Annotated in this window: 17 protein-coding genes and 1 tRNA gene; 6 read left to right on the top strand and 12 right to left on the bottom strand. The window is 58.4% G+C overall.

The window, feature by feature from the left end:
• The 5 genes from GRO01_RS01220 to GRO01_RS01200 form a co-directional block, all read right to left on the bottom strand.
• Entirely contained in the window at positions 1–2055 is a 2055-nt protein-coding gene (locus GRO01_RS01220) for a chemotaxis protein CheA (RefSeq protein ID WP_062508476.1), read from the bottom strand.
• The gene (locus GRO01_RS01215; RefSeq protein ID WP_062508474.1) at positions 2052–2411 is read right to left on the bottom strand and encodes a response regulator; all 360 of its coding nucleotides are present in this window, start codon (positions 2409–2411) and stop codon (positions 2052–2054) included. Before GRO01_RS01215 ends, GRO01_RS01220 begins: the two co-directional genes overlap by 4 nt.
• Positions 2408–2677 carry an STAS domain-containing protein gene (locus GRO01_RS01210; RefSeq protein ID WP_062508473.1) on the bottom strand — a complete coding sequence of 90 codons (270 nt, stop codon included), beginning with the start codon at positions 2675–2677 and terminating at the stop codon, positions 2408–2410. The genes GRO01_RS01215 and GRO01_RS01210 overlap by 4 nt, the downstream gene beginning before the upstream one ends.
• Positions 2677–4092, bottom strand: coding sequence for a methyl-accepting chemotaxis protein (locus GRO01_RS01205; RefSeq protein WP_231490178.1), 1416 nt, complete (start codon positions 4090–4092; stop codon positions 2677–2679). The genes GRO01_RS01210 and GRO01_RS01205 overlap by 1 nt, the downstream gene beginning before the upstream one ends.
• 176 nt (positions 4093–4268) lie before the next feature.
• Positions 4269–5198 carry a retroviral-like aspartic protease family protein gene (locus GRO01_RS01200; RefSeq protein WP_062508470.1) on the bottom strand — a complete coding sequence of 310 codons (930 nt, stop codon included), beginning with the start codon at positions 5196–5198 and terminating at the stop codon, positions 4269–4271.
• Between the two features lie 199 nt (positions 5199–5397).
• On the opposite strand from GRO01_RS01200, the gene GRO01_RS01195 reads away from it, so the two are divergent.
• Together GRO01_RS01195 and GRO01_RS01190 are read left to right on the top strand one after the other, a co-directional pair.
• Positions 5398–5474: transfer RNA gene (locus GRO01_RS01195), tRNA-Asp, on the top strand.
• A 73-nt stretch (positions 5475–5547) separates the two neighbouring features.
• Positions 5548–5898: a DUF3147 family protein gene (locus tag GRO01_RS01190; protein WP_062508468.1), complete on the top strand. Its 351-nt coding sequence runs from the start codon at positions 5548–5550 to the stop codon at positions 5896–5898.
• A 9-nt stretch (positions 5899–5907) separates the two neighbouring features.
• On the opposite strand, the gene GRO01_RS01185 is transcribed toward GRO01_RS01190, so the two are convergent.
• Both GRO01_RS01185 and GRO01_RS01180 read right to left on the bottom strand, forming a co-directional pair.
• Positions 5908–6678, bottom strand: a complete 771-nt coding sequence (locus GRO01_RS01185; protein WP_141306732.1) for an ABC transporter ATP-binding protein — start codon at positions 6676–6678, stop codon at positions 5908–5910.
• A 4-nt stretch (positions 6679–6682) separates the two neighbouring features.
• Complete coding sequence (locus tag GRO01_RS01180) at positions 6683–7522, bottom strand: ABC transporter permease (protein WP_062508465.1); 840 nt, start codon at positions 7520–7522, stop codon at positions 6683–6685.
• A 133-nt stretch (positions 7523–7655) separates the two neighbouring features.
• On the opposite strand from GRO01_RS01180, the gene queE reads away from it, so the two are divergent.
• The 3 genes from queE to GRO01_RS01165 are packed head-to-tail and all read left to right on the top strand — an operon-like array spanning position 7656 to position 9549.
• On the top strand, positions 7656–8297 hold the full coding sequence (gene queE, locus GRO01_RS01175) for a 7-carboxy-7-deazaguanine synthase (RefSeq protein ID WP_062508460.1): 642 nt from the start codon (positions 7656–7658) through the stop codon (positions 8295–8297).
• A gap of 2 nt (positions 8298–8299) precedes the next feature.
• Positions 8300–9025: a 7-cyano-7-deazaguanine synthase QueC gene (gene queC / locus GRO01_RS01170; RefSeq protein ID WP_062508458.1), complete on the top strand. Its 726-nt coding sequence runs from the start codon at positions 8300–8302 to the stop codon at positions 9023–9025.
• A complete protein-coding gene (locus GRO01_RS01165) occupies positions 9022–9549 on the top strand; it encodes a 6-carboxytetrahydropterin synthase (protein ID WP_062508455.1) in 528 nt (175 codons plus the stop codon). Before queC ends, GRO01_RS01165 begins: the two co-directional genes overlap by 4 nt.
• Before the next feature lie 20 nt (positions 9550–9569).
• Here the strand turns inward: GRO01_RS01165 and GRO01_RS01160 are convergent, their stop codons facing one another.
• Entirely contained in the window at positions 9570–10469 is a 900-nt protein-coding gene (locus tag GRO01_RS01160) for a fructose bisphosphate aldolase (protein WP_062508450.1), read from the bottom strand.
• Positions 10470–10625: 156 nt separating this feature from the next.
• Positions 10626–11231: a CatB-related O-acetyltransferase gene (locus tag GRO01_RS01155; RefSeq protein WP_062508448.1), complete on the bottom strand. Its 606-nt coding sequence runs from the start codon at positions 11229–11231 to the stop codon at positions 10626–10628.
• 125 nt (positions 11232–11356) lie between these two features.
• Between GRO01_RS01155 and GRO01_RS01150 the strand changes: the two genes are divergently transcribed.
• Positions 11357–12199, top strand: coding sequence for an SDR family oxidoreductase (locus GRO01_RS01150; protein ID WP_062508446.1), 843 nt, complete (start codon positions 11357–11359; stop codon positions 12197–12199).
• Positions 12200–12215: 16 nt separating this feature from the next.
• Here GRO01_RS01150 and folE read toward each other — a convergent pair whose 3' ends face one another.
• Genes folE through folP form a run of 3 tightly spaced genes read right to left on the bottom strand, consistent with a single transcriptional unit; the run spans position 12216 to position 14547 of the window.
• A complete protein-coding gene (gene folE / locus GRO01_RS01145; protein ID WP_080691937.1) occupies positions 12216–12890 on the bottom strand; it encodes a GTP cyclohydrolase I FolE in 675 nt (224 codons plus the stop codon).
• On the bottom strand, positions 12887–13786 hold the full coding sequence (gene folK, locus GRO01_RS01140; RefSeq protein WP_062508444.1) for a 2-amino-4-hydroxy-6-hydroxymethyldihydropteridine diphosphokinase: 900 nt from the start codon (positions 13784–13786) through the stop codon (positions 12887–12889). Before folK ends, folE begins: the two co-directional genes overlap by 4 nt.
• Complete coding sequence (gene folP, locus GRO01_RS01135; protein ID WP_244926361.1) at positions 13783–14547, bottom strand: dihydropteroate synthase; 765 nt, start codon at positions 14545–14547, stop codon at positions 13783–13785. Before folP ends, folK begins: the two co-directional genes overlap by 4 nt.
• Between the last annotated feature and the right edge of the window lie 12 nt (positions 14548–14559).

The raw sequence follows: 14559 nt of genomic DNA, 5'->3' as shown, positions 1-14559 counted from the left end.
TTATACTGTCTCCTCCAACAAACTTTCTCTTTTCTTCAGAAGCTCGCCAAAGAGAAATTCTACATCCAGAATGAAAGCCACATTTCCGTCGCCGAGAATTGTCGCCGTCGAAAAGCAGGAAATCTTTCTATAGTTCTCCTCAAGATTCTTCACGACAAATCTCGAATGATCTATAATCTTGTCTACAATAAAAGCGGTTTTTTCTTCGTTTTCGTTCTCAATAACGAAGCATATTTTCTGGCTTTTCCCATCAGGGACTGAACCAAGAATTTCCGCCGCATAAATGACGGACAGATAGCCATCCCTATAGGGATAGCCATACTTTCCTTCTCCAATGTGAAAGGCCTTCGTGGCATCATAGATTATCGTTTCCAAAACATTATTTACTGGAATAACAAAATCCTGCCCTTCGGCTTTGAAGATAATTCCTTCAATCACAGACAGGGTAAAAGGCAGGGAAATTGAAAAAGTCGTCCCCTTTCCTTTCGCCGAGCTGATGAAAATACGTCCATTGATCTGCTGGAGGCTTTGTTTGACAACATCCATCCCGACGCCCCGACCCGAAACGTCCGTGACTTCTGCGACCGTCGAAAATCCCGGTTCAAAAATCAGGGAATAGATCTCTTCACGATCCAGTCTCTGCCCCTGCTCGATAATCTTCTTTTCAACAGCTTTTTTATAAATCCGGTCCGGATCCAGACCCGCACCATCATCCTGAATTTCCACAATGATCCGACCCGAGCGCTGAAAAGCCCGGAGCCTGAGCAACCCTTCCGGATCTTTCCCCGCCTGAGCCCTGGTCTCTGCTTCCTCAATGCCATGGTCAATCGCATTACGAACCATATGCGTCAGCGGGTCAGACAGCTTTTCCAGAATGGAGCGATCGACTTCCGTATCCTCACCTTCCAGCACAAGCCGAACCTGCTTGCCTGTCAGTCTGGCCGTTTCCCGCACAACCCGCCCCAGCTTCTGGAAAACCGTCTTGATCGGATAGGCCCGCATCGTGATGACGTTCTCCTGCAGCTCATGAATGAGCTGTTCCTGGGCGGTCACCACATTTCCAAGAATTGAATCTCCCAGAACCTTGTTACGGCGCATCTGTGACTGGATCGCCCCCTGGTTGATCACCAGTTCACCAATCAGATCGACAAGTTTGTCGATCCGCTGGATATCAACCCGAACTGTCGCAGAATCCTTACGCTCAACCGGGTTTTTTACCTGAGGATCCGGCTTTTCCTCCCGTGGAGCAGAAGACGGTACGGCAACTGCTTCGGCTTCAGCATGATCGGGCAGCCGGGTAATAACCGCATGCACGTCATCACCAGACCACTCGAAAATCTCATCGATACTCGCGCGCGGTTCTGCCGTCGAAAGCAGGATTTCCCATACCAGATAGCTCTGACACGGTGAAATATCACCGAGTTCAGGAACAGGATCTATATCTACCGTGACCTGACACTGTCCCAGCCCATCAAGAGCAATGAGAATATTCCGCACGTCATCGCCACGCTCATAGAGCTGTGGCGACACCGTCATGACAATCGAATACTGCTGCTCTGTGGGCTCATCAATCTCGATTTTAACGGGAGCAAAGGATAGTCCGAAAATATCATCCATTTCGACATTTTCAGGCTCCGGTTCGACAACGGGAGCGTCCGAATGGAGATATTGCTCCAATTCAGCGGTTGTGCCGGGATCGACTTCATAGCTTTGCGCACCGCTTTTGAACGCAGCAACAATGTCGTACAGCGCATCCTTGCATTTCAAGAAAGTCGCGATGCTATCGGCATCCACAGTACATGCGCCAGATCTGAACCGGTCGAGTACGCTTTCAAAGAGATGGGAAAACTTTACCAGATCGTCCATTCCAAAGGCAGCGGCGCCTCCTTTGATGGAATGAACACAGCGGAAGATCGTATTGATCTTCTCTCCGTTCTCCGGTTCGTCTCCAAGTGTCGTCAGTTCTTCTTCGAGAAGGGCAAGCTGCTCGTCACACTCATCAAAAAAGATCTGCCGGATTGCGTCCATATCATCGGAGAAATCTTCTGCGCTCATGAGCTGACACGCCTCACTGCCGCAAGCAGCTTGGGACCATCAAACGGCTTCACAATCCATCCGGTCGCTCCAGCTTCCCGCGCGGCACGACGAAGCTCGTCCCCGGATTCTGTCGTCAGAAAGATAATCGGGACATATTTTGTCTCTGCCCGTGCCCGCAACGCTTTCGTCAGCTCCAGCCCGTCCATGCGTGGCATGTTCAGATCTGTTATGATGACAGCGGGCGAAAAGCTGCCGATCTTGTCGAGCGCATCAACACCATCTTCTGACGTTTCTACATCATAACCGTCTTTGCGAAGCTCTCGACTGACGAGATCCCGCATGGTCCGGGAGTCATCAACCACCAGAATATTCATGCCTTTTCTCCTGCAGTCAGAAGAAAATCTCCCCCCATAATGCGAAGACTTTCTCTCATGGCATCCGAAGCATTTCTGATTTCAAAGCTGGCATTCTGCTGCTGTGCCGTACGATAGGCTGACACCATCAACTGAAAGCAGAGCCCCCCCACGCGAGCCACATGGCTCCCATCCAGACAGAAGCCTTTGTCCTCGTTTTTAAGGAGTTCTGAAAAAGGAACGGCATAGCCAGTATCCAGCATTTCAGGCAGGACCAGAACGTCCATCAGCGAAACTCCTCCCATCCTTCATCCGAAGTCTGAAAGGAATTGCTGCCCCACTGCAAAGACGGAAGCGCTGCGTCTGATGCTTCTCCGTCAAAAGCCGGCTCGCCTTCATCCTGATTTCCCTGCAGATGAAACCGTTGCAAACTACCGACAAGTTCCTTGGCTTCCGCACTCAGATTGTGGCTGGCGGCCGTAGCTTCTTCCACCATCGCGGCATTCTGCTGCGTGTTCTGGTCCATCTGGCTGACCGCAACACTGATTTCCGACAGATCATTGGCCTGACTACGCGCCGCCGTCGCGATCTCTCCAATCAGAACGCTGATTTCGCTGACGTTTTCCACGATGGATTTCATTGCAATCCCCGTTTCTTCGACCAGGGAAGTTCCTCGGCTGACCTGCTGCGTACTTGAGGTAATCAGCCCCTTTATCTCCTTGGCAGCGTCTGCGGAGCGCTGGGCGAGAGCACGCACCTCAGCGGCCACGACAGCAAACCCTTTGCCGGCGTCACCTGCCCGCGCAGCCTCGACACCTGCATTCAGCGCCAGAAGGTTTGTCTGGAATGCGATATCGTCGATCAGCCCGAGGATCTGCGCGATATGGATCGAAGACTGCTGGATATCCTGCATGGCCGCCGTGGCAGCGGTCATGACTTCGCCGGACCGCTCCGCCCGGTCCCGCGTCTGGCTGGCCACTTCGCTTGCATGCACAGATGCCGCAGCAGTCTTGCGAACGGTTTCCGTGACGTTCCCGACCGAAACTGTGGTCTCTTCAAGGCGGGCAACCTGCAGCTCTGTCCGACGTGCCAGATCATCTGCTGCAGATGCAATTTCCGCAGAGCCGGAAGAAATGGTCGAAATGCTGTCGTTCAGCGAAACCATGACCTTCTGCAACGTCGCAGCCGTATCATTGAAATCTTCCCGCAGCCGCTCATAACGGGCCGGCAGAGCCTCCTCGAGGCGAAATCCCAGTTCCCCGTCCCGAAGACCGGTGATGGCGTTCCCCAGAATACCAATGACCCGTTCATGCTCGGCTGCCTCGTCCTGCGCCGACTGTCGGGCTTCCTCGGCTTCAATCCGGGCAGCCGCCAGAGCAGACTGCGCCTGCGACGCCATGACTTCGCTTCGTTCAGAATTTGTCCGGGCTTCCCCGAGCATGACCTGCAACCGAATGAGGCTGGATTCCCTCACGTTACGCGGCAGCGTTCCCTTGGCGGCCAGCTGCCTGACGGCACCAGTCAGCTCATCACCACAAGCAGCCGTCTGGAAATAGGCCACGACAATGGCGACCAGAAACAGCCCTACAATCGTAATTTCAGGAAAAACCGAGTGCCGGGCACTTTCGACAGACATGCCACCCGCCGTCAGTTCCCACCCGATCCCACCGACACAGAGCAGCACTGGCACAACGAATGCCATAAGCAGCCTCCTGCGCAGAGAGAAACTCCTTTGCATGGGAACGTCGCGTATGTCGGACATGCCAGACCGCCTCCAGAAACTCAGATCACATCCCGGCAGCCACACGCAGCCGACCAGATGCTTTCCTTCCTAGAGAACAGTTGATTGAAACTCCGTTAATGCCCGCTCAGACAATCTCAGGGAGACGCAGGAGGAATATCGACATCATGCTGGACAAACATGCGGCTGCCTTCACGTGGGATCCAGATCCGGTAGTGCTTCAAAACATCCGCCCCCAGCAACGCATCCGTATCAGGAAGAGCACCAGTGACCTTCAGCATGACATCCCGGAACGTGATGTCGCCCACCTGAAGGGTCTCAAAATGATGCCCGTAATTTTTGACCGGATCGCGTGTCAGCCCATATCCGATCGTCATCGGATCTTTCTCAAGCATGGCACGGGTGACACCTGCAGCGCGGGCCGCATCACGACTGATCAGGGTTGTCGCGGCCCCCGTATCCAGAACTGCTTCCGTAACATGCCCGTTCAGCCGGATATTCAGCGTAGTGCTGTGACCATCGTTATAGGGATGATCAATCGGAACCGCATGAATGCGTCCCGTCCACCCGGGGGTTGGCGTGCCACAGTCTTCCGTCTCGACCAGGCGCACCCGGTGCCCCGGCATATCCACGACGGTATCATACCGTCCCAGAAAATCGCGTCCGAACAGTCCTACAATCGGAAGGCCGGCAATCTGCCTGGTAAATTTACCAACCCCTGCAACCGCAACATTGCGTGCCTTGGAACTTCCCATATCCAGTGTGTCGATCGTCACGACACGCCCGTAATCCGCGCCTCCCACACCGCGCACGAACACGGATCCGCCCGTATCATTCAGACCAAGTGGTTCGATGAAACTCTGTCCGATCGTCGTAGAAAATGCACCTGTATCAATGACAAGCGCGACAGGATGCCCATTGATCGAAGCCCGGACGATCGGACTGCCCCAGTCATTCAGGATGGGCATGTCCCCACTTACAATCAGCTTGCACTGACGCGGTCCGCTTTGACATCCGGTAAGCAGCGCTCCCGTTACCAGCAGCGCCCCCAGTCGACCGAGCCTCATACCCGCCTCCACGTATCGTTTCGTTACAAGGGACACAGTCTTCCAGCAGCGGGCAAGACAGTTTTTTCAACTCAAATCGCATTTTTTTCCAAATCCCCTATTGCCACCCCCCGGGCAGGCTGATACATCACCGCCACCGACCGAGAGGAAGCCAAACAGCTTCCAAACGGAAGGCCCCAGGATGCTGAAAAGCAACCTTGCGGGTGTAGCTCAGTTGGTTAGAGCGCCGGCCTGTCACGCCGGAGGTCGCGGGTTCGAGCCCCGTCACTCGCGCCACTCCCCTTGAGGAGTTGGCCACTTTCTCCCAGAAAATAATTCCCGAAAACGATGGCTTACCTTAGGTAAGCGTATGGTTTTCTTCATTCTGAAATGTCTGATTTCGGGGCTTCTGATCGCAGCGGCTTCAGGCGTCGCCCGTCGCTATCCCGCAGCCGGAGCCCTGATTGCGTCCCTGCCTCTGGTCTCGGTCTTGGGCATGATCTGGCTCTGGATGGAAAAACCTGACCGTCTCATCATGAGCCGGCACGCCGAAGCAACGTTCTGGTACGTGCTTCCATCCCTTCCAATGTTTCTGCTGATCCCGCGTCTGCTCCGCACAGGGCTGCCTTTTTGGCTTGTCCTGACAGCAGGCTGTGCCCTGACGATTATCCTGTATCTCGGCACGAACTGGGCCCTGACCCGTTTTGGTTCAGGCGGCTGATAACAGAAATCAGCCAGCCTCTTCCAGATAGACGTCCAGAACTTCATCCGGCGTACCATCCATCCGGATATGTCCGTTCTCAAGCCAGATTACACGTGTGCACCACTGCCGCATGATTTCCGGCTGATGGGTCGAGAGCACCAGGATTTCAGCCTGCTCGACAAGCTCTTCCAGCCGGGCCTTGGCCTTGTTCATGAAGACCCCGTCGCCCGCCAGAAACCACTCATCCATCAGCAGGATCTGCGGAGAGGACGCCGTCGCAAGTCCGAACGCCAGACGCACGCTCATGCCCGCACTGTAAGCCTTGACCGGCATATCCATATACGGCCCAAGCTCGGCAAAATCCTGCACATCCTGCTCGATCCGGTCGATCTGCTGGCGGGACAGTCCTTCATACCGTCCCTTGAGACGGATGTTTTCACGTCCGGTCAGTTCCGGATTCATGCCCAGACTGCTGTCCAGCAGCGTCCGCATCGTCCCCTTGAGCCGGACCTGCCCGGCGACAGGCTCGTATATTCCCGCCAGCGCCCGCAGAAGCGTCGTCTTGCCGGCACCATTGCTGCCGATCAGCCCCAGCCGTTCGCCCGAATGCAGTGTGAAACTGATTTCCCGCAGCACACTGACAATGGTGCGTTCCCGCATATCGTGCATCAGATGAGCCGAAGGCGAGGATGGTGCAAACCGGGCCAGCGTCTTGCCAACCTGCCGCTTCAGGGAGCGGCTCTGGCCGTGATACAGCGGAAAATCAATACAGAGACGGTCGACAACAATACCGGGCATGACGTCAGATCCAGTAAGGAATACGCGAGCGCATCCGGCAGAACAGGATGGCCGCCAGAAGCCATAGAAGCACACTGTGCCCGAGAGCGGCCTCCCAGATCACCGGGTCCACCGTCTGCCCCAGGAGAGGCGCGCGGACGATTTCGAGAAGCGGATAAAACGGATCGAACAGCAGATATTTACGCCCCGTCGTAATCAGTTCCGGCTTCCAGATGACCGGCGTGACAAAGAAGAAAATCTGCATCAGGGACGCCACGATCGGCGCAATGTCCCGAAAGCGCGCACCCAGCATCCCGATCAGCAGGATCACGCAGAAACTGTCCAAAATCCAGATCGGCAGACTGAACAGCAGGCTCCAGATCTCATGCGGCCAGACATGGAAGATCGCAAATACGACAACGACAACAACCATGTTGTGAAGCAGGATCAGCAGATTCCTGACGATTACCTGCATGACAGGCAGACTGACTGGAATCCGCATCGAATGGAATAGGGACGTATTCTGCGTAAACACCGTTCCGGCATCATTGACGACCGTCCCGCCATATCCCCACAGCACGAGCGAGAGCGACAGGAAAGGCAGATAGGCTTTCAGATCCGTATGGAACAGATAGCCATAAACCACACCCATCGCACCGATCATCACGGCCGTGGACAGCGTCAGCCAGAGCGGCCCCAGAATGGACCCGCGATACCGCATCTTGATATCCAGCCAGCCGAGCGTCACGGCAAGCGGCAGCAGTTGCAGCCCTGCCTTCAGATCACTCCAGGCGGCGCGGACAAGCCCCCAGCCCCGAAGGGGCTCAAGCGTCAGAACAGGAGAACGGGCATTCATGTCTTCCATGCGCTCTCCCTACCATGAAAGCGGGCCCTGCCCATCCCCCCTGCCGCCGAAACATCCCTCTTGTGGCGCTGCATCGACCCGAGTTGATGATTTCCCTTGCATCCGGCGCCAACCTCGCCGACATGCTGCGGTCATGTCATATGCTGTGAAGGAAATGTTCGTGACCCTCCAGGGCGAGGGTGCACAGACAGGCCGCGCGTCGGTGTTCTGCCGCTTCGCCGGCTGCAACCTGTGGTCGGGCCGCGAGCAGGATCGCGCCACGGCCGCCTGCACGTTCTGTGATACCGATTTCATCGGCACGGACGGTGAAGGCGGCGGGCGTTTCGAGACCGCCGAAGCCTTGGCCGATACTATTGCAGCCTGCTGGACTGGTACGGCCGATGACAGCGGCCGGCGCTATGTCGTCTTCACGGGCGGCGAACCCCTGCTCCAGCTCGATGACGCCCTGATCGCCGCCGTAAAGGCCCGCGGCTTCGAGATTGCTGTGGAAACCAACGGCACCATCGCGGCCCCCGCGGGAATCGACTGGGTCTGCGTCAGCCCCAAACCGGGCGGTACACTCGTGCAGACCGAAGGCGCGGAACTCAAGCTGGTCTATCCCCAGCCGGAACTCCCGCCCGAGCTGTTCGAACAGCTTTCCTTCCGTCATTTCTGGCTCCAGCCGATGGACGGCCCCGACCGCATCGCCAACACACAGGCCGCCGTCGCCTACTGCCTGCGTCATCCGCGCTGGCGCCTGTCGCTCCAGACCCACAAGCTGATCGGAATCCCCTGACCATGACCATCAGCAGCAACACTGCTCTTGTCCTGTTTTCCGGCGGTCAGGATTCCGCAACCTGCCTCGCCTGGGCCCTCTCCCGCTTCGACCGTATCGAAACGGTCGGGTACGCCTACGGACAGCGCCACGCCATCGAACTCGAATGCCGCGAAACCCTGCGTAACGAGATGGCTGCCTTTTCGCCGGACTGGAAAGCACGCCTCGGCGAAGATCACACGATCGACCTCGCCTCCCTCGGCGCCCTGTCCGAAACGGCCCTGACCCGCGAGGCCGAGATCGGCCTGAGCGAAAACGGCCTGCCCAACACCTTCGTACCGGGCCGCAATATCATCTTCCTGACCTTCGCTGCCGCCCTTGCCGTCCGCCGCAATGCGCGCCATATCGTCACCGGTGTCTGCGAAACCGATTATTCCGGCTATCCAGACTGCCGGGACGACACGATCAAGGCGCTTCAGGTCGCCCTGAACCTCGGCATGGACCAGCGCTTCGTCCTGCACACACCCCTGATGTGGATCGACAAGGCCCAGACCTGGGATCTGACCGAAGAACTCGGCGGCCAGAAACTCGTAGATGTCATCAATCGTGACAGTCATTCCTGCTATATGGGCGACCGCACGCACCGGCATGACTGGGGTTACGGCTGCGGCACCTGCCCGGCCTGCAATCTGCGTGCCGAGGGCTGGCGCCGTTACCAGCAGAACCGCTCTGAGGGAGGCGCCGCATGACCGCTGAACTGGTCTTCACCCGTCGCTTCTGCATGGGACACCGGCTTATCACGGGCGCCAGCGAACGCTGCGCCATCCCGCACGGCCATAACGAATATGTCCGCGTGACGCTGCGCCCGGCGAAACAGGCCCGGCTGGACGGCCATGCGAACATGATCCTGCCTTTCGCCGAGGCCAAGACGCGCTGGCACCATTTCGTGGATAACAGCCTCGATCACGCACTCCAACTTTCGGAAACCGATCCGCTCCTCGCATGGTTCCGTGAGAACGAACCCGAGCGCGCCAGCCGGATCGTCGTCACGCCAGGTGATCCGACAACCGAGCTTATGGCCGCTCTCATGCTCGCCAAATTAACCGCCATCCTTGCGGATCAGGGCGATATTCTGCGCGTGCACGAGATCGAACTGGAAGAAACCCCGACCAACACCGTGCGCCTCGGCGGCAACCCGCAGCATTATCTGCCCGCCGTATCCCGCCCACCCGAACAGTGCTGGTGGAACCGGCCGGACGCCAGCATTTCCTGACATCCGGCCAAAGGCCTGCCTCAGACCTTGTTGACCGACGCCTCGTAGATCTCGTCGATCGCCTCTGCGAGCGTCGTATCGAACTGCGCATCATCCATCTGATGCCGCAGATCGCCAATCAGGGCACGGGAGAAGCTCGCAATCATCCAGTGATTGTGCCGCAGCTTCTCGCAGGCCTGATCCAGCGGATACCCGCCAGACAACGCCACAACCCGGACCATACGCGGATCACGGGCAATATCGTCATACAGATCCGCAACTTCCGGGATCGTCACCTTCAGCATGATCCGGGCGTCTTCGGGAAGCTTCTGAAGCTCTTCCAGAACACAGTCATGCAAAAGCTGCTCACAGGCTTTCTTGTCCGGGCTCTTGATGAGCACTTCCGGCTCAAGGATGGGCACCAGCCCATGCTTGCGGACCTGCTCCGCCACGGCAAACTGCTGCTGCACAACGGCCCGGATCCCGCTTTCAGAAGGCAGACGGATCGTAGACCGCTCCTTCGTCCCATAAACGCCCAGCTTTACAGCCCGCTCCAGCAGATCATCCAGCCCCGGCATCGGCTTCATCAGCTGAACACCGTCCGCCTCCGCTTCCAGCCCCTTGTCAATCTTCACGAACGGAACAACACCCCGCTCCCGCCACAGATAGGCCGGGACAGGCTCGCCGTTCACGTCGCCATCCATTGTGCGCTCAAACAGGATGGCCCCGATCACCTTGTCCCCGGTAAACGCAGGCGCCGTGATGATCCGCACCCGCATTTCATGCATGAGCGCGAACATCTCGTTCTCGCCGGAATAGTCACTTTCCGGGATGCCATACTGCTTCAACGCACCGGGCGTGGAGCCCCCGCTCTGGTCCAGAGCAGCAATGAAGCCCCCTTTTTCCGCCATCTGCGACATCATCGTTTCCGCGGTGCTCATCAAGATCCCCTTCGATACAGGGAAAACCGTCACCACTTCCGAAGGACCAGACCGATCGCCCCATGTCGCGGCACGTTTCCCGACAGGAGCCAATCGCGCCAGCACTTGGAATGGTTCCTGCGCCCCCGCTTCAAAAAACCGTACGGCAAAGTCCCCTCAGGGCTCTGCCTCGTTCTCCTGCGGCGCCTCATACAGATCCAGAAACGCCTCGATATCGTCGCTCATCAATCCAGCAGACCGCTCTTTCACGACCTCTTCCGGCCACTCCCACCAGGCCAGCGCCAGCAGTCGGGAGATCACGGATTCAGAAAACCGGTAGCGGATCACTTTTGCGGGATTCCCGCCGACAATCGCATAAGGCGGCACCGGTTTCGTCACGAGCGCCTGCGCGGCAATGACCGCCCCGTCCCCGATCGTCACTCCCGACATGATCGTGGCATGCGCCCCCAGCCAGACATCATTACCGATGACCACATCGCCTTTCGACGAATGATCCTCCTGCCCTTCCGCAGCCGGCGGCCAGAAATTTGAAAGCGTTTTAAACGGATAGGTGCTGACCAGATCGGCGCGATGGTTACCCAGAACAATCGTGACATTCGGCCCGATCGAACAGTAATCGCCCATCCTGAGCCCGGCCTCCCCCACTTCCAGAACCGTAGGCGCACCATAGGTGTGCGGGCCAATATCCCAGCCCCATTCATCAATCTGGGCCGCCAGCGCATAGCGCGTCAGAGCCTGAAAAACGTTGTTTCCAAAGGACATGGGCATCACTCCTTCATTCTGATGCCGGACATCCGGACCTGCCAACCGGGGCAGAAGAAACGGAACGACGGAACTGACCGGCGCGTTGGGATAAGGGTAACCTCCTCAGGTCAGGAAAGAACAGCATGAAAACCATCCTCATCACAGGCGCAGGCACCGGATTCGGGCATGAAGTCGCCCTGCGACTGGCTGCAAAAGGATTTAACGTCATCGCGGGCGTAGAAATCGCCGCACAGGTCCATGCCGTTTCCGAAGACGCAAAAAAACGCGGCGTCTCCCTGCGGGTCGAGAAGCTCGATGTGACCTGCGAAGGTGATCGCCAGAAAGCCGCAGACTGGGACGTGGACATCCTGCTCAACAATGCCGGTATTTCCGAAGGCGGCTCCGTCGCCGACATTCCAGCCGAAAACCTCCGCCGTCAGTACGAAGTCAATATCATTGGCCCCGTCATGCTCACGCAGCTCATACTGCGGAAAATGGTCGCGAAGAAGAAGGGCCGCGTTGTCTTCATGTCTTCCGTCGCCGGTCTGACTACAGACCCGTTCGCCGGAGCCTATTCATCGTCCAAACACGCCCTGGAAGCCATTGCCTCCGCGCTGAGCCAGGAAGTGAAGGAGTTTGGAATCGAGGTGGCCACCGTCAATCCGGGTCCGTTTCTCACCGGCTTCAACGACCGCATGTTTGAAACATGGAAGAGCTGGCAGGACGATCCTGCCCGGCGCCTGTTCGATTACAGCAAGATTGCCTTCCCGCACGAGCAGTACGATCCGGAACCCGTCTTTGAGACGACAATCGGCGTCCTGACTGGTGCCATCGACACCTACCGGAACGTGGAACCGAAAGAGATCATTCCCCAGCAGCGCGAACAGCTGGACGCCATCTGGAGCCAGAAGGTGACGGACGGCCTCGGCAAGCGTCCCGAACTCGTGCAGAAGGCCTACGACATCAAGCCTGCCACGCCGGTCTGAAGCCGGAAGAGCTGTCTCAGCCCCGCAGAAGCGACATGATTTCCATTCTGGCTGCGCTATCCCGCAGCCAGGTGCCCCGCGCAATGGAGGTCACGGTCGTGGACCCGGGCGAGCGCACGCCGCGCATGCTCATGCACATATGCTCGGCCTCGATCACGACCAGCACGGCTTCCGGCGCGAGCACATCTTCCATGCCCTGCGCGATCTGGTCCGTCAGGCGCTCCTGAAGCTGCGGACGACGGGCAAAGCCCTCGACCAGCCGTGCAATCTTGCTCAACCCTGTCAGGCGGCCACCTGCTGGCAGATAGGCAACATGCGCCTTGCCATAGACCGGCAGCAGATGATGCTCGCACATGGAATGGAAGCGGATGTCCTTGACGATCACCGCGCCATGATGCCGATCCGCCGAAAACTGCGTCTTCAGATGATCCCGCGGGTCCTGATGCAGGCCACTGAAAACTTCGAGATACATCTTCGCCACGCGCTGCGGCGTATCGAGCAGGCCTTCACGCTCCGGATTTTCGCCCAGTGCCTCAAGGATCTCCCGCACGGCACCCGCAATCCGCACTTCCGCATCCGCTGGCAGCGGCAATGCTCCCATGGGACGCAGTTCTTCGGAAGAAAGGCTGTCCTGACTGTCCGACAGACGTGCCGAGGCGGCGGTCATGATCGTGGCGTTCAGGTTGGTCATGCGGGTTCAGGCTCCTTGATGCCCCAACGGCCGGTGCCGTCAGGTGCGCGCCGGGTCACATCCCCCAGGCTCCGCGGCAGGACTGCTAGCGCGTCCCGCACGCGACGTCCACCAATGACGTGATCTGGATCAATTTCTGCAAGGGGCTCGAGCACAAAAGCCCGCTCGAACAGATACGCATGCGGCAGGGTCAGAACCCGGTCCCGGACGTCCCGCGCTCCATAATAAAGAATGTCGATATCAACAGCCCGCGCGCCCCAGCGCACACCCGGCACACGCCCCAGATCGGCCTCGATCGCCTTGCAGACCCGCAGAAGCGCATGAGGCTCCAGCGTCGTCCGCCCGGTGGCGCAGATATTCACAAATGCCGGCTGCTCCACCCCGCCCCAGGGCGCGCTGTCATACAGTGACGACACATCCGTAATCTCAAGCCCGTTCACAAGCGACAGCCGATCCACCGCCGCCGCCAGAACAGCCTCGCGCTCCCCCAGATTGCTTCCCAGCGAGAACGCAACCTCATGCACCCGGGCCTGCTCCACGGACACCGCCGTCCCTGAAACCGCATAAGGCACTGGCGCGGAAGGCTTGCGCACCTCGACCCGCACCCATTCCACACGCTCCAACCCCGCCAGCACCATCTCGGCGATACGCCCCGCCACTGTTTCGATGAGCTGAAGAGGCTGTCCCGTCACGATGGCCGAAGCGATATCGCACAGCGTCCCGTAACAGACGGCCTGCTCGTAATCATCGCCCGCAATCGCGCCTGACAGATCGGCCCGGATCTCGATATCGACCACAAAGCGCTGCCCGATCCGCGTCTCTTCCGGCAGCACACCGTGATAGCCAAACAGACACAGATCCCGCACGAAAACAGAAGTCAGGGCAGGAACGATCATCGGACATCCTTCAGAATCTGGCGCATTTTCAGCGCATCCACATGTTCGCGCACGTCATGCACCCGCAGGATCGCGGCTCCCTGCTCCGCTCCATACAGATTGGTCGCCAGCGTTCCCGCCAGCCGCTCGGACGCCGCGCGCCCCAGAAAATGCCCGAACATCGACTTGCGAGACACCCCCAGCAGAACCGGCAGTCCATATTCGGACCGCAACTCCCCAAGCCGTGCCACAGCCTCGACATTCTGAGCCTGCGTCTTGCCAAACCCGACACCGGGATCGAGCACGATCCGCTTCCGCGCCAGCCCGGCCCCCTCCGCCAGCTCCAGTGATCGGTCGAAAAACCGTCGCCAGTCCGCGCGCAGATCAAGCGCCGCATCCACCTCATGCCGGTTATGCATCAGCACGGCCACCGCATCCGAATCCGCCACCACAGATGCCATTTCCGGATCAGCCTGCAGCCCCCACACATCATTGATAACCGTAGCACCAGCCTCCAGCGCCTGCTTTGCGACGAACGCCTTGGTCGTATCCACTGAAACGACGGCCCCTTCCCCCACCAGCGTTCCCACAACAGGCGAAAGCCGCGCCCATTCCTCCTCTGCGGATACCGGTTCAAAACCCGGCCGCGTGGATTCCGCTCCCAGATCCAGCAGATCCGCCCCGTCCGCCAGCAGGGCGCGCCCATGCTCAAGCGCAGCCTCGGGCCGCAAAAACTGCCCCCCATCGGAAAAAGAATCCGGGGTGACATTCACGATTCCCATCACCGCCACAGA

This window comes from Gluconobacter roseus NBRC 3990, assembly GCF_006538885.1.
Taxonomy (GTDB): Bacteria; Pseudomonadota; Alphaproteobacteria; order Acetobacterales; family Acetobacteraceae; genus Gluconobacter; species Gluconobacter roseus.
Note: the sequence above shows the minus strand (reverse complement) of the source record. Positions and strands in the feature narration are given on the sequence as shown.